The sequence below is a fragment of the Pseudarthrobacter chlorophenolicus genome (genome assembly GCF_000962805.1).
Taxonomy (GTDB): Bacteria; Actinomycetota; Actinomycetes; order Actinomycetales; family Micrococcaceae; genus Arthrobacter; species Arthrobacter chlorophenolicus_A.
On record NZ_JZTW01000008.1, the window covers coordinates 43,786 to 62,669 of the forward strand.

21 protein-coding genes and 1 pseudogene are annotated in these 18,884 nt (G+C 66.4%); 6 read left to right on the forward strand and 16 right to left on the reverse strand.

Features of this window, described 5'->3' with window-relative positions; translation table 11 throughout:
• Window positions 1–17 precede the first annotated feature (17 nt).
• The 7 genes from UC32_RS09925 to UC32_RS09955 all read right to left on the reverse strand — a co-directional run bounded on the left by UC32_RS09925 (window position 18) and on the right by UC32_RS09955 (window position 7,450).
• Window positions 18–818, reverse strand: a complete 801-nt coding sequence (locus UC32_RS09925; protein ID WP_045731065.1) for an SDR family oxidoreductase — start codon at window positions 816–818, stop codon at window positions 18–20.
• Entirely contained in the window at window positions 818–1,798 is a 981-nt protein-coding gene (locus tag UC32_RS09930) for a dihydrodipicolinate synthase family protein (protein ID WP_045731066.1), read from the reverse strand. Before UC32_RS09930 ends, UC32_RS09925 begins: the two co-directional genes overlap by 1 nt.
• A 49-nt stretch (window positions 1,799–1,847) precedes the next feature.
• Complete coding sequence (locus tag UC32_RS09935; protein ID WP_045731067.1) at window positions 1,848–2,669, reverse strand: enoyl-CoA hydratase-related protein; 822 nt, start codon at window positions 2,667–2,669, stop codon at window positions 1,848–1,850.
• Window positions 2,666–3,934, reverse strand: coding sequence for a CaiB/BaiF CoA transferase family protein (locus UC32_RS09940; RefSeq protein ID WP_045731068.1), 1,269 nt, complete (start codon window positions 3,932–3,934; stop codon window positions 2,666–2,668). The genes UC32_RS09935 and UC32_RS09940 overlap by 4 nt, the downstream gene beginning before the upstream one ends.
• A complete protein-coding gene (locus UC32_RS09945) occupies window positions 3,931–5,337 on the reverse strand; it encodes an FAD-dependent oxidoreductase (protein WP_045731069.1) in 1,407 nt (468 codons plus the stop codon). Before UC32_RS09945 ends, UC32_RS09940 begins: the two co-directional genes overlap by 4 nt.
• An 11-nt stretch (window positions 5,338–5,348) precedes the next feature.
• Entirely contained in the window at window positions 5,349–6,680 is a 1,332-nt protein-coding gene (locus UC32_RS09950; protein ID WP_045731070.1) for an MFS transporter, read from the reverse strand.
• A 164-nt stretch (window positions 6,681–6,844) separates the two neighbouring features.
• On the reverse strand, window positions 6,845–7,450 hold the full coding sequence (locus UC32_RS09955) for a helix-turn-helix domain-containing protein (RefSeq protein WP_015938467.1): 606 nt from the start codon (window positions 7,448–7,450) through the stop codon (window positions 6,845–6,847).
• Between the two features lie 186 nt (window positions 7,451–7,636).
• Between UC32_RS09955 and UC32_RS09960 the strand changes: the two genes are divergently transcribed.
• Together UC32_RS09960 and UC32_RS09965 are read left to right on the forward strand one after the other, a co-directional pair.
• A complete protein-coding gene (locus UC32_RS09960) occupies window positions 7,637–8,101 on the forward strand; it encodes a hypothetical protein (RefSeq protein ID WP_045731071.1) in 465 nt (154 codons plus the stop codon).
• Complete coding sequence (locus UC32_RS09965) at window positions 8,098–9,828, forward strand: DUF5671 domain-containing protein (protein WP_045731072.1); 1,731 nt, start codon at window positions 8,098–8,100, stop codon at window positions 9,826–9,828. The genes UC32_RS09960 and UC32_RS09965 overlap by 4 nt, the downstream gene beginning before the upstream one ends.
• A gap of 4 nt (window positions 9,829–9,832) precedes the next feature.
• Here UC32_RS09965 and UC32_RS09970 read toward each other — a convergent pair whose 3' ends face one another.
• Entirely contained in the window at window positions 9,833–10,606 is a 774-nt protein-coding gene (locus UC32_RS09970) for a cation diffusion facilitator family transporter (RefSeq protein ID WP_045731073.1), read from the reverse strand.
• Window positions 10,603–10,929 (reverse strand): ArsR/SmtB family transcription factor, encoded by a 327-nt coding sequence (locus UC32_RS09975; protein ID WP_045731074.1) that lies wholly within the window; start codon window positions 10,927–10,929, stop codon window positions 10,603–10,605. The genes UC32_RS09970 and UC32_RS09975 overlap by 4 nt, the downstream gene beginning before the upstream one ends.
• A 107-nt stretch (window positions 10,930–11,036) precedes the next feature.
• Here UC32_RS09975 and UC32_RS09980 point away from each other — a divergent pair, with 107 nt between their 5' ends.
• Window positions 11,037–12,911 (forward strand): Na+/H+ antiporter, encoded by a 1,875-nt coding sequence (locus UC32_RS09980; RefSeq protein ID WP_045731075.1) that lies wholly within the window; start codon window positions 11,037–11,039, stop codon window positions 12,909–12,911.
• A 57-nt stretch (window positions 12,912–12,968) separates the two neighbouring features.
• On the opposite strand, the gene UC32_RS09985 is transcribed toward UC32_RS09980, so the two are convergent.
• Window positions 12,969–13,283 carry a hypothetical protein gene (locus UC32_RS09985; protein ID WP_045731076.1) on the reverse strand — a complete coding sequence of 105 codons (315 nt, stop codon included), beginning with the start codon at window positions 13,281–13,283 and terminating at the stop codon, window positions 12,969–12,971.
• A 157-nt stretch (window positions 13,284–13,440) separates the two neighbouring features.
• Between UC32_RS09985 and UC32_RS09990 the strand changes: the two genes are divergently transcribed.
• Complete coding sequence (locus tag UC32_RS09990; RefSeq protein ID WP_045731077.1) at window positions 13,441–13,869, forward strand: VOC family protein; 429 nt, start codon at window positions 13,441–13,443, stop codon at window positions 13,867–13,869.
• 12 nt (window positions 13,870–13,881) lie between these two features.
• Here UC32_RS09990 and UC32_RS09995 read toward each other — a convergent pair whose 3' ends face one another.
• Window positions 13,882–14,193, reverse strand: a complete 312-nt coding sequence (locus UC32_RS09995; protein WP_045731078.1) for a hypothetical protein — start codon at window positions 14,191–14,193, stop codon at window positions 13,882–13,884.
• Window positions 14,194–14,289: 96 nt separating this feature from the next.
• Between UC32_RS09995 and UC32_RS10000 the strand changes: the two genes are divergently transcribed.
• On the forward strand, window positions 14,290–14,649 hold the full coding sequence (locus tag UC32_RS10000) for a VOC family protein (protein WP_045731079.1): 360 nt from the start codon (window positions 14,290–14,292) through the stop codon (window positions 14,647–14,649).
• A gap of 48 nt (window positions 14,650–14,697) precedes the next feature.
• Here the strand turns inward: UC32_RS10000 and UC32_RS10005 are convergent, their stop codons facing one another.
• A complete protein-coding gene (locus UC32_RS10005; RefSeq protein ID WP_045731080.1) occupies window positions 14,698–15,438 on the reverse strand; it encodes a GOLPH3/VPS74 family protein in 741 nt (246 codons plus the stop codon).
• A 141-nt stretch (window positions 15,439–15,579) separates the two neighbouring features.
• On the opposite strand from UC32_RS10005, the gene UC32_RS10010 reads away from it, so the two are divergent.
• On the forward strand, window positions 15,580–16,107 hold the full coding sequence (locus UC32_RS10010; RefSeq protein ID WP_045731081.1) for a GNAT family N-acetyltransferase: 528 nt from the start codon (window positions 15,580–15,582) through the stop codon (window positions 16,105–16,107).
• A gap of 55 nt (window positions 16,108–16,162) precedes the next feature.
• Here the strand turns inward: UC32_RS10010 and UC32_RS10015 are convergent, their stop codons facing one another.
• From UC32_RS10015 to UC32_RS10025, 4 genes and pseudogenes are all read right to left on the reverse strand, one after another.
• The gene (locus UC32_RS10015; protein ID WP_045731082.1) at window positions 16,163–16,720 is read right to left on the reverse strand and encodes a GrpB family protein; all 558 of its coding nucleotides are present in this window, start codon (window positions 16,718–16,720) and stop codon (window positions 16,163–16,165) included.
• A gap of 392 nt (window positions 16,721–17,112) precedes the next feature.
• A pseudogene (locus UC32_RS21105) lies at window positions 17,113–17,205 on the reverse strand (hypothetical protein); the annotation flags it as partial.
• Window positions 17,206–17,219: 14 nt separating this feature from the next.
• On the reverse strand, window positions 17,220–18,437 hold the full coding sequence (locus UC32_RS20320; RefSeq protein ID WP_327077619.1) for a DUF222 domain-containing protein: 1,218 nt from the start codon (window positions 18,435–18,437) through the stop codon (window positions 17,220–17,222).
• 47 nt (window positions 18,438–18,484) lie between these two features.
• On the reverse strand, window positions 18,485–18,829 hold the full coding sequence (locus UC32_RS10025) for a hypothetical protein (protein WP_045731083.1): 345 nt from the start codon (window positions 18,827–18,829) through the stop codon (window positions 18,485–18,487).
• Window positions 18,830–18,884: the final 55 nt, after the last annotated feature.

An 18,884-nucleotide genomic window follows, 5' to 3' on the forward strand; every position in this document is an offset into this window, starting at 1 on the left:
CCTTTGGAACGTTGGGGCTAGAGGCTGCGGATCAGGCCGCCGTCGCAGCGGAGCGCCACGCCGGTGATGTACGACGCCGGGGCGCTGCACAGGAAGGCAGCGGCGGCACCGAACTCGGCGGGTTCTCCGTAGCGGCGGGCCGGTATGGACTTGCGGGATTCGAGCTCGATTTCGTGGGCGGTGGTGCCGCGGCGTTTGGCGGCTGCCTGGTCCAGTTCGGCCACCCGGTCCGTGGCGATCCGGCCGGGAAGCACCATGTTGACGGTGACACCGTCCAGGGCCACCTCGGCGGCGAGGGTTTTCAGATAGCCGGCCAGTGCGGCGCGGCCGGTGTTGGAGACGGCCAGGTTGGGCAGCGGGGCCACTACTCCGCTTGAGCCGATGGCCACGATTCGTCCCCAGCGGCGTTCCCGCATGCCAGGCAGGATGTGGGAGATGAGCGCATGCTGGGGCTTGACCAGCAGGTCGAAGGCGCTGGCGATCTCCTCGGAGCTGAGCGCGGCCGCGGCGCCCGGTTTGGGGCCGGGGCCGTTGAGGACCAGGATGTCGATGGGGCCGAGGTCGGCTACAGTCTGCTCGACAGCGGACCCGATGCCCTCGGGCGTGGCCAGGTCCGCTTCGATGGCCACGGCGTCGAAGCCTGCGGTTCCGGCATGGCTCTCCTGCAGCTCCGCCACAATCTCCTTGGCACGGTCCCTGCGACGTCCCACGATGGCGACGCGCACGCCTTCCGCAGCGAGCGCGCGGGCCACGGCCAGTCCCAGCCCGCCGGTGGAGGCCGCAACCAGGGCTGTCTTACCGGCAATTCCGAGATCCATCAGAAGCCCCTTGCGGCGGTCAGTGCCGGGGACTGTGCCTGTGCCCGGGCGGTGGCGTTGCCGTGCGCATCGGCTGCCTCGCTGAGGTGGGTGTGCATGGCATCGCGCAGGCTTTCGGGGAAAGCTGCCGCCGGTGCCCGAACGCCGGAGTCCTTGATCAAACCGCGTTCGCGGAGGCATTCCTTCCGGATGGCCAACGCCACCTTGGCCTGCTGCTCGAAGTTGATCAGCGGGAGGTAGGGCAGCAGTTCGGTGCGGGCGGCCTCGTAGCCCCGGTCCTGCCAGGCGGCGACGCAGGCGATGAGCGCCTCCGGGTAGGAGAAGCCGGTCATGGCCCCCGCTGCACCGGCCTGGAGTTCATCCAGCAGCCCCTGCCCGCCCAGGCCGCCAAAGATGGAGACGCCGACGGCGGCACTCAGCTCGGCGATGGCCACGCTGGTGGGCGGGGCCTCGGCTTTGACGGCGATGACGAACGGGCATGCGTTGACCACCGCTATCAGTGCCGCGGTGGCGATGCTGACGCCGCTGGCCAGCGGGTAGTCCTGCAGCACCACCTTGGCGCCGGTGGCGCGGTGGATGGCGTCCAGATGGGTTATCACCGCGTCTGGCCGGGCCGAGTTGGCCTGGACCATCACTGCGGCCAGGCGCCCGCCCGCCATCTCCTGCGCCGCCCGGACTTCCTCGATGGCCGGCCTGGTGGCCAGCGCGGTCACTCCCACCACCAGCGGAAGCGACGTGCATTCGGCAACGGTTTCCAGGACGTGGCGGCGTTCCTCCGCTGTCAGTGCGGCGGCTTCGCCGAACACGCCAAGGACGGTGAGGCCTGTGGCGCCGATGGCTTCGTAGTGCTCCACCAGTTCGGACAGGCTGTCCAGGTCCACGTCGAGGGTGCTGCCCTGGAAGGGCGTGGCTACCACACCCCACACGCCTGCGGGCAGTGCGTCAGGGGCCAGGCTTTTGGGCGCAAGGGATTGCTGCATTGTTCTGTTTCCTTTCAATGCGAAGCGTGAGGTTTGGGAGGATGGCGGGTCAGCGGCCGGGCCACTCCGGCCGGCGTTTTTCCTGGAAGGCCCGGACGCCCTCGGCGGAGTCCTCGCTGTCCAGTGCGGCCATGAGCGCCGGGAGCCGCAGGCCGCGTGCTTCCGTGGCGGTGAGGTGGCTGGTTTGCATGACCATCTGTTTGACGGCCCGGACCGATGTGGGGGCGCAGGCGAGGATCTGGTCCACCCAGCGCTGTACGGCGGCGTCGAGCTCTTCCTCGGGCACCACTTCGTTGACGAGGCCCATGGCCTGCATCTCCGCCGCGTCCGCTTTCCGGCCCGTGAGCAGCATCCCCATGGCCTGCGTGTAGGGGACGCGGCGCACCAGCTGGTGGATGCCGCCGTCGAGCGCCAGCCGTCCTACGCGGGGCTCAGTGAGCCCGAATTTCGCGGTCTCGGCTGCGACGACGATATCCGCGCCGAGCACGATTTCCATGCCGCCGCCCAGGGCGTAGCCGTTCACCCGGGCGATCACCGGCACGTCCAGCGTGGTGCGCAGGCTCAGGCCGCCGAACCCGTTGGGGTCCAGGCCGGCCCAGTATTCCAGGCCGGTCTTGTCCACGGCGGATGCGGACATGTCCGCACCGACGCAGAACGCCCGGGTGCCGGCGCCGGTGATGACCACGGCCCGCACCGACGCATCCTGTTCCAGCTGCTCCCAGATCCCGTTGAGCCGGGCCTGGGCGGTGCCGTCCACGGCGTTGAGGACGTGCTGCCGGTCGATCACCACGGTGGCCACACCATCGGCGATGTCCAGCGTGATCTCGTCTGTCCGCTCTTCGACGGCGGGTTCTTCCACGGCGGTGCTCACCGGAGGACCCCCAGCTGCTGCAGGCGCTCGATGGTCTCGGCGTCGAACCCGTTCTCCAGCAACACCTCCACGTTGTGCTCGCCCAGGCGGGGCGCCACGCGGCGGACGGACGGCGGGGTGGCGGAGAGCCGTATAGGGGCGTTGAGCATCTTCACCGTGCCCACACCGGGGTGTTCGGCCTCCACGATCATGCCGTTGGCCTCGGTCTGGGCATCGGCGAGCGCCTGTTCCAGCGTGTGGACGGGGGCGTTCAGCAGCCCCTGTTCCTCGAGTTTTCCGGTCCAGTACTCGGTGGTGTTGGTTGCGATGTGTTCCCGGAAGATGGCCTGGAGGGCGGGCTTGTGCTTGAACTGCTGCTCCAGGTTGGCGAACTCCGGGCGCTGGGTGAGGTCCTCGTCCAGGCCAAGGGCGTCAGAGATGCGTGCCAGCGGGTCCGGGGTGAAACCGCCCACCATGCACACAGCTCCGTCGGTGGTTTCGAAGACGCCGCTCAGCGGCATGGCACCCCAGTTGACCTCGTAGCCGCGGTTGAGCTGCATGCAGGCTTCCTGCATCTGCAGGTGCAGCATGGAGTCGTACATGGTCACCTCCACTTTCTGGCCCACCCCCGAGGTTTCCCGGGTGCGCAGCGCCAGCAGGATTCCCTGCATCAGGTGCATGCCGGTGATGTAGTCGCAGAGGGTGGTGGGGTAAATGGCCGGCTTTTGGTCGTCCGATTCGCGCCGCCACATCACACCGGAGTAGGCCTGGGCGATGGCGTCCTGGCCGCCCTTGTGCGAGTACGGTCCCACCGGGCCGAAACCGGTGCCGGATGCCCAAATGATGCCGGGATTGTCTGCCTTGAGATCCTCGTAGCCGAAGCCCATCCGTTCCATCACACCGGATCGGAAGTTGCTGACCACCACGTCTGCGTCCGCCATGATGGCGTGCAGGACGTTCCGGCCTTCCTCCGTACGCGTGTCGATGGAGACACTGCGCTTGTTGCGGTTGATGGACAGGAAGATGGGGTTGTCCTGGCCGTCCTGGTCAGGGAACGAATTCCGCGAGATGTCTCCGGCGCCCGGGCGTTCCACCTTGATGATGTCCGCGCCGTAGTCACCCAGCATCTGGGTGCAGGACGGGCCCATGAACACCTGGGTGAAGTCCACGATCTTGATGCCGTCCAGCGGCAGCGGGGTGGCCGGCCGCGCATCCCCGGCGAGGGGCGACGCGTAGGCGCCCGCCGTCGTCGTACTTTCCGTCTTTTCTGCCAGTGCGCTGCTCATGCCGGCACCGCCGCGTCAGCATCGATGGTGGCGTTCGACGACGGGACGTCGCCCGGGTCTGCGCCGTGCCGGCGCATGCCCTGCTGGATGTCCAGGGCAGAAACGTCGCGGACCAGCACGTTGTTCTCCACCGCAAGCGCGGCGGCGACGCCGACGGCCTGGCCCATGGCCATGCAGGGCGGAATCTCGCGGGACATCTTCTGCGCCTCCGGGGTGGCGGAGTAGTGGCGTCCGGCGACGAGGAGCTGGTCCACTTCCTTGGGGAGCAGCGAGCGGTACGGGTAGTAGTAATCGCGGCCGCGCGCCACGGTATCGGCGAAGTGCCGGCGCTGGGTGACGTCGTCCTTGGTCATCACGTATTCGCCTTGCAGCAGGCGGGTCTGCCGGACGCCCATCTGGGAGGCGACGTCCAGCATAAAGCAGTTCTCGAAACCGGGCAGGTGGGCGCGGACGTAGTCCACGGCCTCGGAGATCCGGTCCCTGGCGGCGAACTCGGCGGCGGTCATGTCCGCCGGGTTAGTCCCGTCGAACCCGGACATGTGCGGGGCATTGCACCAGACCACGCCGTCGATGGGGGTCTTGAGCCACCACAGTTCCCAGGCGCCGCCGAGGAGGCGCTTGATCTTGCGGTTGATGGCGCGGGCTTCTTTGGGGTTGGCCTGCTCAAAGGCCTCGGCGGCCCGGGTGTCCACGTTGCCCAGGCGGAACACGAGTGTGGTGATGTAGTTGTCCTTGGCGTAGCTGGCGCCGGCGCGGGAGGCGACGTCGATGTCGCCGGTGGTGTCGATGACCACGTCCGCCATGAAGGCCTGCGGACCCATCTTGGTTTCCGTGATGACGCCCTTGATCACGCCGTTGTCCACGATGGGGCGGGAGAACCAGGAGTGCAGGCGGAGGTCCACGCCGGCTTCGCGGACCAGGTCGTTGGAGACCCGCTTCCAGCCGTCGGGGTCGAAGGCTGCGGCGTAGCAGATGGGCTTGGGGCTGGTGTGGGAGTGGAAGTCGAAGGTGCCGTAGCGGCCCCACTTGTTCCACAGTTCCTCCGAGGTTTTGCGGTCATCGGAGGGCGGGACGATCGCCAGTCCGAGCTTCTGCAGCCGCTCCACATATTCGGAGACGATGCCGGTGACGGTGATTTCCTGGCCGTTGATCATGTCGTCCAGCACCAGCACCATGCCGCCGGAGGCGAGGCCGCCCAGGGATGAGTAGCGTTCCAGCAGGGTGACCTTGGCGCCGGAGCGTGCGGCCGTGACGGCGGCGGCAACGCCTGCGGGGCCGCCGCCCACCACCAGCACGTTGGAGCGGGAGATGACGGGAGCGGTGAGGTCCGCCGTGGTGGTGGCGAGTTCCAGGGAGCCGGTGAAGCCGTTTTCGGGCGCGGCAAAGCTGGGTGTGGTGTTCATGGGAGGGTTCCTTACTTGCCGACGAAGATGCCGTTGGAGCGGCGTGCGGCGATGTAGAAGACGATGCTGAGGATGGACAGGACGGCCACGTAGACCGGGAAGATCCAGGTGAGGTTCAGGGACTGGAACCAGACCAGCAGGTAGGAGGCGGTGCCGCCGAAGAGGGCGACGCCGATGCCGTAGCCCAGGGCCACTCCGGTTCCGCGGATGTTCTTGGGCATCAGGGAGGAGCTGACCACGTTGTAGAGGGTCATGTTGAGCACCAGGACAACGGATCCGCCGAGCAGGACCGCCGCGAAGCCGCCGATGCCGGGCTGCACGTAGAGCAGCATGAGGAACACTGACGGGATGGCCAGGATGCGGGTCACCAGGAACCAGCGGGACATGGCCTTGCCGTCGGCGAGCTTGCCGATGATCCAGGAGCCGGCCACCAGGATGACGCCCAGGACGGTGGTGAGGGCGAAGACGGCGGTGGGGTCTTCCTTGAAGCCGCTGCGGGCTGCGCTGGGCAGGCCCACGTTCCAGGCGTAGTTGTAGGCCTGGGCTGCGCCCACCACGAAGATGATGGCGAGGACGGAGAGCCAGTGCTTGCGGACGCCGGACCAGACAGCGCGGGGCGTGTTGGTGGCCATTTCCTCTTCTTTGAGGGTTTCCGGCAGGGAGCGGCGCAGGTACAGGACCACGAAGCCGAAGAGGGCGCCGAGGATGAACGGTACGCGCCAGCCCCATTCCCCCATGGCCGCTCCGCCGATCACCAGGCTGCAGAGGAAGCTGACCAGCGAGGCCAGCAGGATGCCGATGTTCACGTAGAAGGACATGATGCCGGCCACGTAGCCTTCGCGGCCCTTGGGCGCCAGTTCCACGGCGTGGGACGTGGAGAGCGGGGCTTCGATGCCGGTGGAGATGCCCTGCAGGACGCGGCAGACCAGAAGGATGATGCCGGCAAGCGGGCCGATGGTGGCGTAGCTGGGCGTAACGGCGATGACCAGGGTGGTGCCGGCCATCAGCATGATGGACAGCAGCATCACCCGGCGCCTGCCGATCCGGTCTGCCAGGGTGCCCAGGAGGATGCCTCCGAGGGGGCGGAAGGCGAACCCGACGGCGAACACGGCCAGAGCGTTCAGAGTTGCGGACAGCGGGTCAGTGTTGGGGAAGAAGTTGGGTCCGATGAACGCGGACAGGAGGCCGAAGACCATCCAGTCGTACCATTCGAGGGCGTTGCCCAGGCCAAGGCCAAGCAGGCCTTTGCGGACCTCAGGGGTGAACTTTTCGTTTTTTTGGGGGGATGAAGCGGTGGTTCGGGGGGACGGGACGGCATTGTCCGTGGTTTGGGTGTCAAGCATTGGATTTTCCTTACGCTTGCGCCCCGGAGGGCGTAAGAGGGTATGACGCAGGAACGCCTGTTGGAGGAGGCGCCTGATGCGAAAGTGGCAAGGAGTGTCCGGGGCCACGGAAACGTGTCCGGACGGTTAGGGATCAGCGCCGGCGCCGGTAAAGGCCGGCAGGCCTACAACGCGTGGGGAGCGTTGACCCAGATGGCTACGCATACCTCTTCGTAGCTGTTCTTGTACCAGTGGGGGATTTCCGAAGAGTAGGTGATCGAGTCGCCCTCTTCGAGGCTGTAGCAGACGCCGTCAAGGTAGACGTCCTTCCGGCCCGAAATGATGTAGCAGAACTCTTCGCCACTGTGGGTGAAGGGTGTTGCGCTGGTGTCGTGCCCTGGGGGCGTGCTGATCCATTGCGCTTCGATGGTGCCATCGCGGTCCGGGGTCAGCAGCTCATGAATTGCTTCGCCGACGGACTCGCGGGTGACGTTTTGGAGGTTGCGCCGCGCGGATCTCCGGACCACCGGGGACCTGGACTGGTCCTGGCCGATGAAGAACCGTCCCACTGGGATGTCCAGTCCGTGGGCCAGCTGCGCGAGGGTTGTGAAAGACGGGTTGGCCATTCCGCGTTCGATCTGGCTGACGATCGCCTGGCTGAGTCCGGTGATTTCCGAGAGCCGGGCCAGGGTCATTCCCCGGTCCTTTCGCATGGACCGCACCTTGTTGCCGACTGTGGCCAGCAGTTCGCTGGTGGCCGGCGGGGCGGTGGTGCTAGTCTCGGTGGTCATCGTTTGTCTTTCACTGGGTGATGCTACTCACATAACTATAGTGAAGATTTGAGGCCAGTCAACGGGTTTTCCTAACTATATTGAAGATTCGCTCTCCAGTGCCCTACGAGAATCCCCATGCTGAGTCCCCCGCGCCGGGCCGAAAGACACCTGTAAAACTCCCTGACCAGGGCGCATACTGGCGCCATGAGCGACGCCACGCGGAAACCGGACCGAATCCTGTTCGTGCTGATCGGCGTCGTCGGACTGCTGGTGGTAGTTGCGCTGGCGGTGGTCTTCACGCGCGGCGAGCCCGCTGCACTGGACGAGGCCAGTCCCGCCGGCGTGGTCCAGCGGTACAGCAAGGCCGTGATCGACGGCGACAACACCACCGCGGATTCCTACCTCACCGAGGCCGCCCGGAGCAGATGCCGGGGAGGCTATCCGGGTGAGCCCCGCCCGGCGCGCGTCGTTTTGGTCTCGACGTCGGAGCGCACCGATTCAGCCACGGTGCGGGTTTCGATCGTCCGGCAGTCCCAAGGCGGACCGTTTGGACCGTCCGAATACGAAATGGAGGACGCGTTCTCGCTCCTGAAAGTCGACGGCACCTGGAAGATCGACCAGCCGCCCTACATCCTGACCGCCTGCTCAGTGGTTCCGGCCAAACCATGACCACGCCGGCAGCCACAACCTCCCGCGCCCCCGCCGGCGGCCTGGCCACCCTCCGCCGCCTGATCCTTTACGTCCTGCTTTTCGCCCTGGTGGTGATTGCGGCGTCGGGCGTGAGCGGCCTGCTCGAACGGCTCTTCCGCGCGTCTTCCGTGCTGGTCATCGGCGATCCTGCCAGCCTGGCACTCCCCATGGCGTTCACCCTGATCGGCGGCCCGCTGGCCCTGCTGCTGTGGTGGTTTGCCTGGCGGCGCCTCGATGACGCGGCGGAGCGCACCGCGGCCGGCTGGGGCCTGTACTTGTCCGGGATGTACGCCGTTTCGCTCATCATCGCCACCACGTCGCTGTTGAACCTGGCAACGGCTTTCATCGATACGCAGGAAAGCCAGTGGCAGTCCCCGCTCGCCAACGGTTTGGTGTGGGCGGCCATTTGGCTCTGGCACCGGTGGATGTGGAAGCACCCCGCCAAACCATCGACGCATCTGGAGGATGTCAGGACAATCCTAGGCTCCGTGTTCGGCCTGCTGCTGGGTGCCGGCGCAGCCGTTGCCGCCCTCAGTGGCCTGCTGGACGTGGCCATCCGCGGCTTCCCACTCAGTGCAGTGGTTGAGCCGTGGTGGTATGCCCCGGTCCGTTCGCTCGTGTGGGCCGCGGGCGGCGCCCTGGTGTGGTGGTGGCACTGGTTCAGGGAAGGCGGCCGGCACTTCCGGACCGGCCTGGCGGATGTGGCCATGATCGCCGTCGGCATCTTCATCGCGGGCATCGCAGCGCTGGGCGGGGTAGGCGTAGTGGTGTTCGTCCTGCTGCGGCTCGCATTCGACCGCAGCGATCCGGTGAACCTGCTGTTGGAGCCGCTGGCGCCGGCAATCTCGGCCGCGGCCATCGGCGCTGTGGTGTGGCGCTACCACCGGGCGGTGGCGGTCACCCGGTCCACAGAAACCAGGCGCGCCAGCCTCCTGGTGACATCGGCGGTTGCGCTTGCCGCGGCCGCGTCCGGCGTGGGCGTGGTGGTGAATGCCCTGCTGGCTGCCGCCGTCTCACCGCTGGCCGGCGGCGCCGCGCGCACCCTGCTGCTGGGCGGCATCAGCTCCCTGATGGTGGGCGGCCCGGTGTGGTGGCTGGCGTGGAAGCCTCGGCACCAGCCCCGGACAGCAGGCGAAATACCACCTGGCCGGCGCATTTACCTGGTGGCATTCTTCGGCGTCAGCGCGGTGGTGGCCCTGATAACGCTGCTGGTGACGGGCTACCGGGTGTTCCAGTACCTGCTGGGCGACGTCTCCGGCGGAAGCCTCGTGGACAGGATCCGGGCACCACTGGGCCTGCTGGTTGCGGCTGGGTTAGTGGCCGGCTACCACTTCGCGTCGTGGCGGCACGACCGCACGCTGCTGGCAGCCGCCGCGCCCGCCCCGCGTCGGGTGATTGACCAGGTCACGCTGGTCAGCGGCTATCCCTCGGGCATCCTTGACGTCCGTGCTTTGGCGCGGGGCATCGCTGAGGCCACGGGTGGTGCCAAGGTGACCGCCTGGCTGAGGGCGGACGACGGCACTGGCCTGCCGCCGTCGTCCGCCCCTGCGCCGGGGTCACCGGTTGCCCCGCCCGACGACGTCATCCAGCAGGTGACGGCGGCAGTGGCCGACGTGACCGCGCCGCACATCCTGGTCATCGTGGGTCCGGGCAACCGCCTGGACGTGGTCCCGCTGGCCGCGCCGCCTCCGGACATGGGGAGCTGAGTGCTTAGTTCTTGCTGCGGATCGTCAGCCCCAGGGACTGCGGTTGCTGCCGGGGCTGCGCCGGAGCGCACCCGGGGCAGCACGCGTCTGCGCCCTGCCCGCTGCTGGTGTTACCGCCGGTGTGGGGTAATGCTTGAGACTCTGCGTGGGGCACCGCGCAGCAGACGTCCCCGCGCCAGGCGTTGAAGCCTTCGCGGACAGCGATGCCGGCGATCACGATGGCTGCTGAAGCGTCTGCCCACCACCAGCCCAGCGTGCTGTTCAGGACCAGTCCCACCAGCAGCACCGCGGACAGGTAGGTGCATAGAAGTGTCTGCTTGGAGTCGGCGACGGCGGTCCGGGAGCCAAGCTCGCGTCCGGCCCGGCGCTGCGCCCATGAGAGTACCGGCATGATGGCCAGGCTCAGTGCGGCGATCACGATGCCGGGAGTGGAGTGCTGGGCCTCTCCCCCGCCCGCCAGCGACCGGACGGCATCCACGGTGACGAATGCGGCGAGCGCGAAGAAGGAGATGGCAATGATGCGCAGGGTGAGTTGCTCGCGCCGCTCCGGGTCCTTGGCGGAGAACTGCCACGACAGCGCCACGGCCGATGCGACCTCGATGACCGAATCCAGGCCGAACCCGATCAGTGCCGACGAATCGGCTACGCCGCCGGCCCAGAGCGCAACCACGGCTTCGATGACGTTGTAGGTGATGGTGGCGGCTGCGAAGAGGCGGATCCGGCGCGTCAGGATGGCCCGCCGATCGGACGGAAGGCGCGGGGCCAGGGTGCCGCTCATGCCAGGCACTCGCCGTCGGGCGCGCAGCAGGCCGGGTCCACCGCGAGGACAACGCCGAGGAGGTCCTTGATGGCGTGGCCCAGCCGGGCATCAGCAAGTTCGTAGCGCGTCCGGCGGCCGTCCGGGACGGACACCACCAGCCCGCAGCCGCGCAGGCAGGTGAGGTGGTTGGACATGCTCTGCCGGGACACTCCGATGGAGTCGGCCAGATCCGACGGATAGGACGGTGCCTGGGCGAGGGCCAGCAGGACCTGCGCCCGGGTGGGGTCCGAGACGGCGTATCCGAAGCGCGCCAGAACCGGGGCGTGGGTAAGGGTCTCCATCCACCCGATAGTACATTGCAGGCTGTATCCATTCAATGCTGTACTGCATGGGCCGCTATCCGTTGGTCTTCCGTTCCCTTTGGCGGCGTTGCTGGGAGAATGACCCCATGGAAATCGCCCTGGGCCTTCTGGTCCTCGTTGCCGTGGTCTGTGCCGGCAGCGCCCTCGGCCGGAAGCTCAACATTTCGGTGCCGCTGCTGCTGGTGCTGATCGGTGTGGCGGGGTCCTTCCTTCCGTTCATACCGGACATCGAGCTGAACCCGGAACTGGTGCTGGTGGGGCTGCTGCCGCCACTCCTGTATGCAGCGGCGCTGCGCACATCCTTGTTCGATTTCGGCTCCAACCGCCGCGCCATCGGACTGCTTTCGGTGGGCTATGTCATCTTCGGGACCCTCACAGTCGGCCTGGTGGTTTGGTGGCTCTTTCCGGAGATCCCGCTGGCCGCGGCGTTCGCACTGGGGGCCGTGCTGGCGCCGCCGGATGCGGTGGCTGCGACGGCGATCGCGCGGAAGGTGGGGATGCCGCGCCGGATCGTCACCATCCTCGAGGGCGAATCCCTGGTGAACGACGCCACGGCGCTGATCTGCCTGCGCGCCGCGATTGCTGCCATCTCGGGTGTGGTGTCCGTGGCCGGGATTGCCGGGGACTTCCTGCTGGCGGTGGGCGGCGGACTGGTGGTGGGCATCGCCGCGGCATACGTGCTCACCATGCTCCGCAAACGGATCCGCAACGTTGCCATCAATACGTCGACGTCGCTGGCGGCGCCCCTGGTGGCCTACCTGCCGGCGGAGGCGATCCACGCCTCCGGTGTGCTCGCCGTCGTCGTCACCGGCCTCATTATGGGCACCAAGGCGCCGTCCATGCCCAACGGCGCGGCCCGGCTCAGCCAGCGGAGCAACTGGAACACCGTGCAGTTCCTGCTGGAGAACTCGGTGTTCCTGCTGATCGGGCTGCAGGTCCGCACCATCGTGGACGGCGTCCAGGACGATTCCCTGGGCGCGGGCAGGATCTGGGCAGGCTGTGCCGTGATCTTGCTGGCCGTGCTGTTCCTCCGGCCGGTGTGGGTGTTCCCGGCCACGTATCTGCCGCGGCTGATCCCGTCGGTGCAGCGGAAGGACCCGGCGCCGCCGTGGCAGTTCGCTGCCATTGTGTCGTGGGCCGGGATGCGGGGCGTGGTCACCCTGGCCGCCGTCTTGGTATTGCCTGAGGACCTGGAACACCGGTCAGTGCTGATCCTCGCCGCCCTGGTGGTGGTGGGCGGCACGCTGACGCTGCAGGGTTTCACGCTTCCGGCGCTGGTGCGCATCCTCCGGGTGCAGGGGCCGGACCAGCGCGAGGACGCTTTGAACCAGGCGTCGCTTATGCAGCTGGCCACCGCAGCGGGCGTCGCGAAGCTGCATGAACTCAGGACGGATGACGACCCGCCGGAGGTGGTGTCCATGTTGAAGCGGCGGACGCAGGAACGGGGGCTCGCGGCTTGGGAGCGGCTGGGACGGCCGTCGGCGGAAACGTCCACGCCCAGCGAACGCTATGCCCGGCTGCGGCTAGCGATGCTCGAAGCGGAGCGGGAAAAGGTGCTGGAGCTCCGGCGTGGCGGCGAGTATGCGCATGAGGTCCTGAGCGCTGTCCTTGAGCGGCTGGACGTTGAGGAATCGATGCTGGACGTGTCCTTGGACGAGATTGACCCGTCGGGCGGTGGCGGTGGCGAAGGCGTGGCAAAACCCGGTGGTGAGTGCGACCACCTCGAGACCGCGGCACCGCTGGAAGTGCCCGACGGTGCGTTCTGCGAGGACTGCGTGCGGGAGGGCACGACGACGGTCCACCTCCGTATGTGCCTGCAGTGCGGCAACGTGGGGTGCTGCGATTCTTCCCCGGCCACCCACGCCTCCAGGCACTTCGAAGCCACCGGCCACCCCGTCATGCGCAGCATTGAGCCCGGCGAGGACTGGCGTTGGTGCTACCAGGACGACCTGCTGGGGTGATTTTGGCCTGTAAGGGTGAGCGCTTGTCCGTGGACCGAGACAGTTGCGCTCAGCGTGTCATTTGTTTGTTGTCCGCCCGCTCCGCCGGCCGCTCCGATAACCGGCCCAGAAGGCGAGGACCAGCAGTCCCAGCACGGCGATGCCCAACCCGATCTGTGTCCCCTGCGTAACGAAGGTCATCCCCGATCCATTGAATGTGTCGTTGCTTAGCGGCGCGTAGGCGAACCAGCCAAAGCTGGCGGTCGCCTGCTGGTTCCACGCGACAATGCACCCCACCAGCAGCGCGGCGGCGCCGAGGAAAGGTGCGACGACGGCGCTGAGCCTGGTGCGTTTGGACGGCTTTAGTTGGTCAGGTATTTCGTTGTCCCCCATGCCTGCGAGTCTAGCCGTGGGCGCCGGACGGCCCTTCCCGGCTCAGCCCGCCACGTCTAGGCTGGGCTGACGCCGGGCGTAAGCTTCACGGCCCCTCAGCGAACGCCCGGATGAGATTTCCGGAACAGGCCGATTTCCCAGAACCCGAGGATGGATGATGACCAGCACCCCTTCGCAGCACGCCATTCGCACGCAAGGTCCCCAGGTCTACGTCAGCTTTCCCGGAACAGCACGGGAAGCACTGACCTTTTACCGGGACGTTTTCGGCGGTGAGCTTGCCCTTCACACCTACCGGGACTTCAGCAGGAGCGACGGCTCCCCGGACGCCATCGCCCACGGAACGCTCAGCGGTGTCGTGGCGCTTGGAGGCTCGGATGCGGCGCTTGGCGAGTCGAGCGTCAGTACCCAAGGCATCATGCTGTCGCTGCTGGGGACCGCAGAACCGTCCGTGCTGCACGAATGGTTCGACAGGTTATCCGATGGCGGCACTGTGGTTGACGCCCTGGCGCCGAAACCGTGGGGCGCATCGGATGGCCAGGTCATCGACCGCCATGGGCTCCACTGGCTCATCGGGTACGAGGACTAACGGCGGAATCAGCTACCGCGGAGGTGCCTGCCGGCCGGGCCGCCTGCCCATCCTGAAACCGGCCCAGAACGCCAGGGCCAGCAGGCCCACGACGGCGATGGCCAGGCCCGCCTGTGCTCCCTCGGTGATGAGGTCCGCGCCGATGCCGGTGAACGGCCGGTTGCTGTTCGGCGCGTAGGCGAAACTGAACGAAGCATTCCGGTTCAGCCAGGCGATCAGGCACCCCGCCAGCACCACGGCAAGGGCCAGTAAAGGTACGACGGCGGCACGCCACTTGGTGAGTTTGGACGGCATGCGGTCTTCAGGTGTGTTGCGCTCCCCCATGGGGGCGAGTCTAGCGGGGCGTGCTGGGCCCACCCAGCACGGGAAGCTGCCTTCGAAGCCCTGACAGGCAGCACGGGACAGGTCTAGGCTGGGCGGATGTTGACCATCGGCACCATCGTCCTCGGCGTCAACAACGTCGCCGCCGCTACCGACTTCTGGAACTCAGCCTTGGGCTACGTCCCCCGGGAACCAGGTGACGACACGTGGGTAACCCTGGCGCCGCCGTCGGGCCCTGGCGCGCTGCTCTCGCTCATGCTGAGCGAAACCCCTGTCCAGGACCGCCCGCGGATCCACCTTGACCTGTATGCGGAGGATCAGGGGGCCGAGGTGGAGCGCCTCGTTTCGATTGGCGCCCGGCGGGTGGACTGGGATCTGTACCCGGAGGACCCAGACTTCATCGTCCTGGAGGATCCCGACGGAAACCGGTTCTGCGTCATCGACAAGAGCGGCAATTAGCTACCGCCAGCTTGGTCGACTCTTGCTTTGATACCGCGCTCCGCGGTCCTAGAGCATGGCGGTTTCCTCCTCCGCCAGCCGAATAAGCCGCAACTCGTCCTCGACGGCGCGCGCCGGCCAGTAGTCCTTCGCCAGACCGCTCGCCCAGTTCCTGTCGGCGTCCGGAAAGAGCTTGTGCAGCAACCCTGCTGCCTCAAGCAGCGCGATGAGCGCCAGGGTCCTCGTCTTCTGCGCCCCGGCTTGTGCCGTGTCGGATTGTGCCTTGTCGGATTGTGTCGCAGGCTCCTCCGCTGCGCCGTCGGCGGCCGGCTCCGGCACCACGGTTGTGGGCGTTGCTCCGCTAAGCGTTGACTCGATCCTGTTGAGGATTGCTGCCTCGGCTTCGTGGTCCCTTTCCGGGTAACGCACAGGCCGGAAGCGTGCCAGGTGCCGCTCCCCCACATGTTCCACGACGCCAAGGGCCGCCATGCCCTCGTAGATCCGGTGAACCTGGGCGCGGCCTTCCATGATGGAAACCCATCGGGCAGGAGTGTGGGGACGGGACTTGCCGCGGATCAGTTCCAGTTCGGGCGCAAGGTCGTCCCTGGCGGCCGATCCGGTGGCCCGGATGTGCTTGCCCTGCAGCTCGATCGCCCCGACCAGATCCAGCTCAGCCAGGATGGCGCCGGCCACCGTGGTCCTGAGGGCGAACAGCGGCACCTCGGGCTTTCCGTCTTTGTCATTTGTTGCCAGCAGCAGGAATTGCTGGGGCAGGTTGAGGTTCACCGCGGCCGGTGCTTCAGCGTTCATACGGCCATCGTGGACCTGCTGGGCGGTGGCAACTACGGCCTTTCGTACCTACCTGCCCGAAAGAACCGTCCATCCGGCGAGTAGGTATAGCCGGTGACTGTCGGGTCTGGACGCGCGCCAGGCGCCGGTAAATTTGAGTGAATGATCCATATTGACCGGGACGATCCCCTACGCGGTGACGTCCACCAGCTCCTGAGCGAGCATTTGGCGGACATGTTCGCCACTTCGCCTGCAGAGAGTGTGCACGCGCTGGACCACACGGCTCTCTCCGCGCCCTCGATCACCTTCTGGACAGCGCGTGAGGACGGCGAGTTGCTGGGGTGCGGCGCCCTCAAGCTTCTTGATCTCGAACCCGTGCGTGATGTTTTAGACACGCACGGCGCCGCAGCCCACGGAACCGAACTTCGCGGCGAAGGGCGGCTCGGCGAAATCAAGTCCATGCGCACGGCAGCGGCGGCGCGTGGGCGCGGAGTGGCCACCCTCATGCTGAAGCACATCATCGACCATGCCAGGTCCCAAGAACTCGAGCGCATCTGCCTGGAAACCGGAACCGAGGACTACTTCGCTCAAGCCCGACGGCTCTACGCACGCCACGGTTTCAACGAATGTCCGCCTTTTGCCGACTACGTCCTGGACCCGAACAGCGTCTTCATGGAGTTGCGCCTGTAGCCGCTACTGGAGCGCAGGCTGACGGGCACGCGTGCCTGAGCCATGGGCTTTGACGTTACTTATGCCGCCGAGCACGCGCCATAATCGCTGCAATCACCTGGCTCTTGGCCTCCGCGTATGCGTTCATGTCGTCCCAGGGATGAGCAAGCAAGTCCCGTTTCGTATCTTCGTATAGAGCGCGGTCATCCACATTTGTGCGCAGGTGATCCCTAAGCAATATGTAGTCACGAATTGCAGGGTCCCCCTTCTGAAGAATGTGGACGTGTACATCTCGTTCAGGCGTTCGCACCAGCCGGTGCCCAGGCTCGCGGACCCGGAGCTGATACCCAGCCGCCAGCAGCGCATGGAGGTACTCCTCTTCGGCGGTTATGTCAGCGACTGCCACGACGATGTCGATGATTGGTTTGGCCGCCAGCCCGGGAACCGAGGTGGAGCCGATATGGTCAATGTCGATCGCTGCCGCTGACAGCGCATTGCCAATCCGGCGTTGGTGGTAAAGGTACATTCTGGGCCAGAGTGAGTCGTACGTCGTCAACTCCAGCTGACGTTTCTCAACACCGCCTACGAGTTCGGTTTCCAGAACGTCAGGTCGGCGCGGCTTGGAACTTTCCATCACGTGAGTATCCTCCCACTGGCACTCGGGAGTTGCGTCCGAAAGCCGGTTTGTCACCGTGCCAGCCGGCTCACCAACGGTTCAAGTCCTTGGCACTAGGCAGCCAGGTATGCGATGAGGGCATCCTCCAGCGGGCTGACATTCCCGGAGGCATCGCCAACTTCATCGGGAGTTCCGCCGGCTATGTTCGGAGGCATGGTCGAACTCCCGGCAAGCAGCCCGAATGGCAGCCGCGGTGGCACCCAGTCCGGTTGTTCCGCCGGATAGTGGCGACCTGTGGGTGAGGTCCAGCCCGGCGGTTCATTCTTGCTGGCATGACTGGGGGCCCAAGAGCTTTGATGCTTGAGCCTGTGGTGTTTGGGGCACAACTGTGCCAAATTACTGATCCCCGTTGCCCCGCCGTGCTGCCAAGCGGTGAGATGGTCGTTCTCATTGTCCGGTGTGTGATTGCTACACCCCGGGAAAGTGCACTTGCTATCCCGCATCCTCAGCCAGCGCTTCAAACTCTCGGGAAGCCGATAGTTCGTCCTGCCGATCTCCAGCGGCGCCCCATCCCGGGGGTCCACCAGAACCCGGTAGAACGACCCATCTCCCTCGGCAACGATCCTCCGTGCCACCGACGCGGGGACAGGCCCGAAGCCGTCCACCTCCCCCGGTTCATCCGTAGCGCCAAACATTGAGAAAGCGGGGACGGTAACCAGGATGTCAGCCTTCGGCGCTGGCAGCTTTTCCAGGTCCTGCCCACAACGCCCAGGAGCAGGTTGGCGCTGACGTCTGCCCGACGCTGGCTCAGCGTGCGCGGGTCATCGGGGCTCTGCAAGCCACGCGCGATGGCGGTGGCCTTGTTCCAAATTGCGCAGGCATTTTCACCGGGAAGGATCAGGGTGATCCGTCCCATTCCGTCAGCCTCGGGCCGGTACTCCATGCGCCGGCCGGCCATACTCAAAGTCCGCCGCAACTCCAGCGAATCGGGATACTGGCGCTCTCGCCAGGCCCTGACCTTCCTGCGGAAGCGCGACGGCACCAGCTCCCCAGGAGCGGCACCACGGGCAGCGTGGGGCGCCTCTGGATCGAAGAAATGAGCTTCCAGTTCTTTGACTCGCGCCGGTTCCAGACCCGCTGTTTCATCAGCGAGGATCCGTGCATGCTGCCAGGAGATGGCGCCCTCCTGCAGTTCGTCCAACGCTGCAGGCAAAGAGTTCGTCAACGCATGCGCTTCACCCAGCAAGGCGGAGGCCGCACCCTCGCCGACGGTGAGTACACATGCGACCTCCGCCACCAGAGACTTCTCACGCGCCGAGGCCTCATAGGCATCGGCGGCAGGGCCCTCGATCTGGGCTGAGGCCTCAGCGTAGGCGGCTACCAGCCGGACCTTCGCGGCCGCGGTTGCAGCTTCGATCCGTGACAGCACTTCCAGCCCTGCCAAGCACGACTCGGCTAAGTCCCCCAACGGATCAGCAGCGATGCGAGCCTGCGTGCGGACGGCGCTATGAACCCGCGCCGTACTATTCACGCCATTGCCACGGGGATGATGGTGGGCGTTATTGCCTCTTGAAACGCGGTGGATGCCATCGCCGCGGTCAGAGCTCTCAACGCTCGGAGCCGCGATAGGAAAGCGCACAACACGCGCCAGCTCAGCAACAAGACCCGCCACCGATGCAACGGCAGCGGCCACCGTGGCCTTGCCTCCCACACCCGTGACCGCTCCGGCTTCCATACCTGAAGCATGGCAGGAGGGTATGACATTTTGAGTGGGGTGCTTGGCTAGGCGGCGAGCGGCATATCGAACAGCTGCTCGGCCAGCCTGATCAGGTGTCGGGGTGCGTCTGTTTCCTCCCACGGTTCCGCGTGGCCAAGGAATGTGACGGTCCCGTGGATAGTACTCTCCACGTCCACTCCGGCCTCGCGGAGAAGGACCTCCGCCCGCACGTTGTGGAAGATCCGGCCCGACTCATTGCTCAGGTAAGCGCGCCAGTCCTGTCCGGCCAGCACCGCAACTTCCCCGGCCGCTACACGGTGCCGGGAAGCGGCGTCCAACTGTAAGGGCCGGATGTGGACGGGGTGGTTGAGCCTGGCAGGGATCACAAGGGCATTGAGGAGGGTGTTCATGATTTGTTCTTTCGTCCGTACGCTGACCGCCGGTTGCTGGGCGATGTGCGCCTAG

Coding starts and splice junctions, on each gene's coding strand:
- UC32_RS09925 (WP_045731065.1), bottom strand. CDS start 818: ATGGATCTCGGAATTGCCGGTAAGACAGCCCTGGTTGCGGCCTCCACC.
- UC32_RS09930 (WP_045731066.1), bottom strand. CDS start 1,798: ATGCAGCAATCCCTTGCGCCCAAAAGCCTGGCCCCTGACGCACTGCCC.
- UC32_RS09940 (WP_045731068.1), bottom strand. CDS start 3,934: ATGAGCAGCGCACTGGCAGAAAAGACGGAAAGTACGACGACGGCGGGC.
- UC32_RS09945 (WP_045731069.1), bottom strand. CDS start 5,337: ATGAACACCACACCCAGCTTTGCCGCGCCCGAAAACGGCTTCACCGGC.
- UC32_RS09950 (WP_045731070.1), bottom strand. CDS start 6,680: ATGCTTGACACCCAAACCACGGACAATGCCGTCCCGTCCCCCCGAACC.
- UC32_RS09955 (WP_015938467.1), bottom strand. CDS start 7,450: ATGACCACCGAGACTAGCACCACCGCCCCGCCGGCCACCAGCGAACTG.
- UC32_RS09960 (WP_045731071.1), top strand. CDS start 7,637: ATGAGCGACGCCACGCGGAAACCGGACCGAATCCTGTTCGTGCTGATC.
- UC32_RS09965 (WP_045731072.1), top strand. CDS start 8,098: ATGACCACGCCGGCAGCCACAACCTCCCGCGCCCCCGCCGGCGGCCTG.
- UC32_RS09970 (WP_045731073.1), bottom strand. CDS start 10,606: ATGAGCGGCACCCTGGCCCCGCGCCTTCCGTCCGATCGGCGGGCCATC.
- UC32_RS09975 (WP_045731074.1), bottom strand. CDS start 10,929: ATGGAGACCCTTACCCACGCCCCGGTTCTGGCGCGCTTCGGATACGCC.
- UC32_RS09980 (WP_045731075.1), top strand. CDS start 11,037: ATGGAAATCGCCCTGGGCCTTCTGGTCCTCGTTGCCGTGGTCTGTGCC.
- UC32_RS09985 (WP_045731076.1), bottom strand. CDS start 13,283: ATGGGGGACAACGAAATACCTGACCAACTAAAGCCGTCCAAACGCACC.
- UC32_RS09990 (WP_045731077.1), top strand. CDS start 13,441: ATGACCAGCACCCCTTCGCAGCACGCCATTCGCACGCAAGGTCCCCAG.
- UC32_RS09995 (WP_045731078.1), bottom strand. CDS start 14,193: ATGGGGGAGCGCAACACACCTGAAGACCGCATGCCGTCCAAACTCACC.
- UC32_RS10000 (WP_045731079.1), top strand. CDS start 14,290: ATGTTGACCATCGGCACCATCGTCCTCGGCGTCAACAACGTCGCCGCC.
- UC32_RS10005 (WP_045731080.1), bottom strand. CDS start 15,438: ATGAACGCTGAAGCACCGGCCGCGGTGAACCTCAACCTGCCCCAGCAA.
- UC32_RS10010 (WP_045731081.1), top strand. CDS start 15,580: ATGATCCATATTGACCGGGACGATCCCCTACGCGGTGACGTCCACCAG.
- UC32_RS10015 (WP_045731082.1), bottom strand. CDS start 16,720: ATGGAAAGTTCCAAGCCGCGCCGACCTGACGTTCTGGAAACCGAACTC.
- UC32_RS20320 (WP_327077619.1), bottom strand. CDS start 18,437: ATGGAAGCCGGAGCGGTCACGGGTGTGGGAGGCAAGGCCACGGTGGCC.
- UC32_RS10025 (WP_045731083.1), bottom strand. CDS start 18,829: ATGAACACCCTCCTCAATGCCCTTGTGATCCCTGCCAGGCTCAACCAC.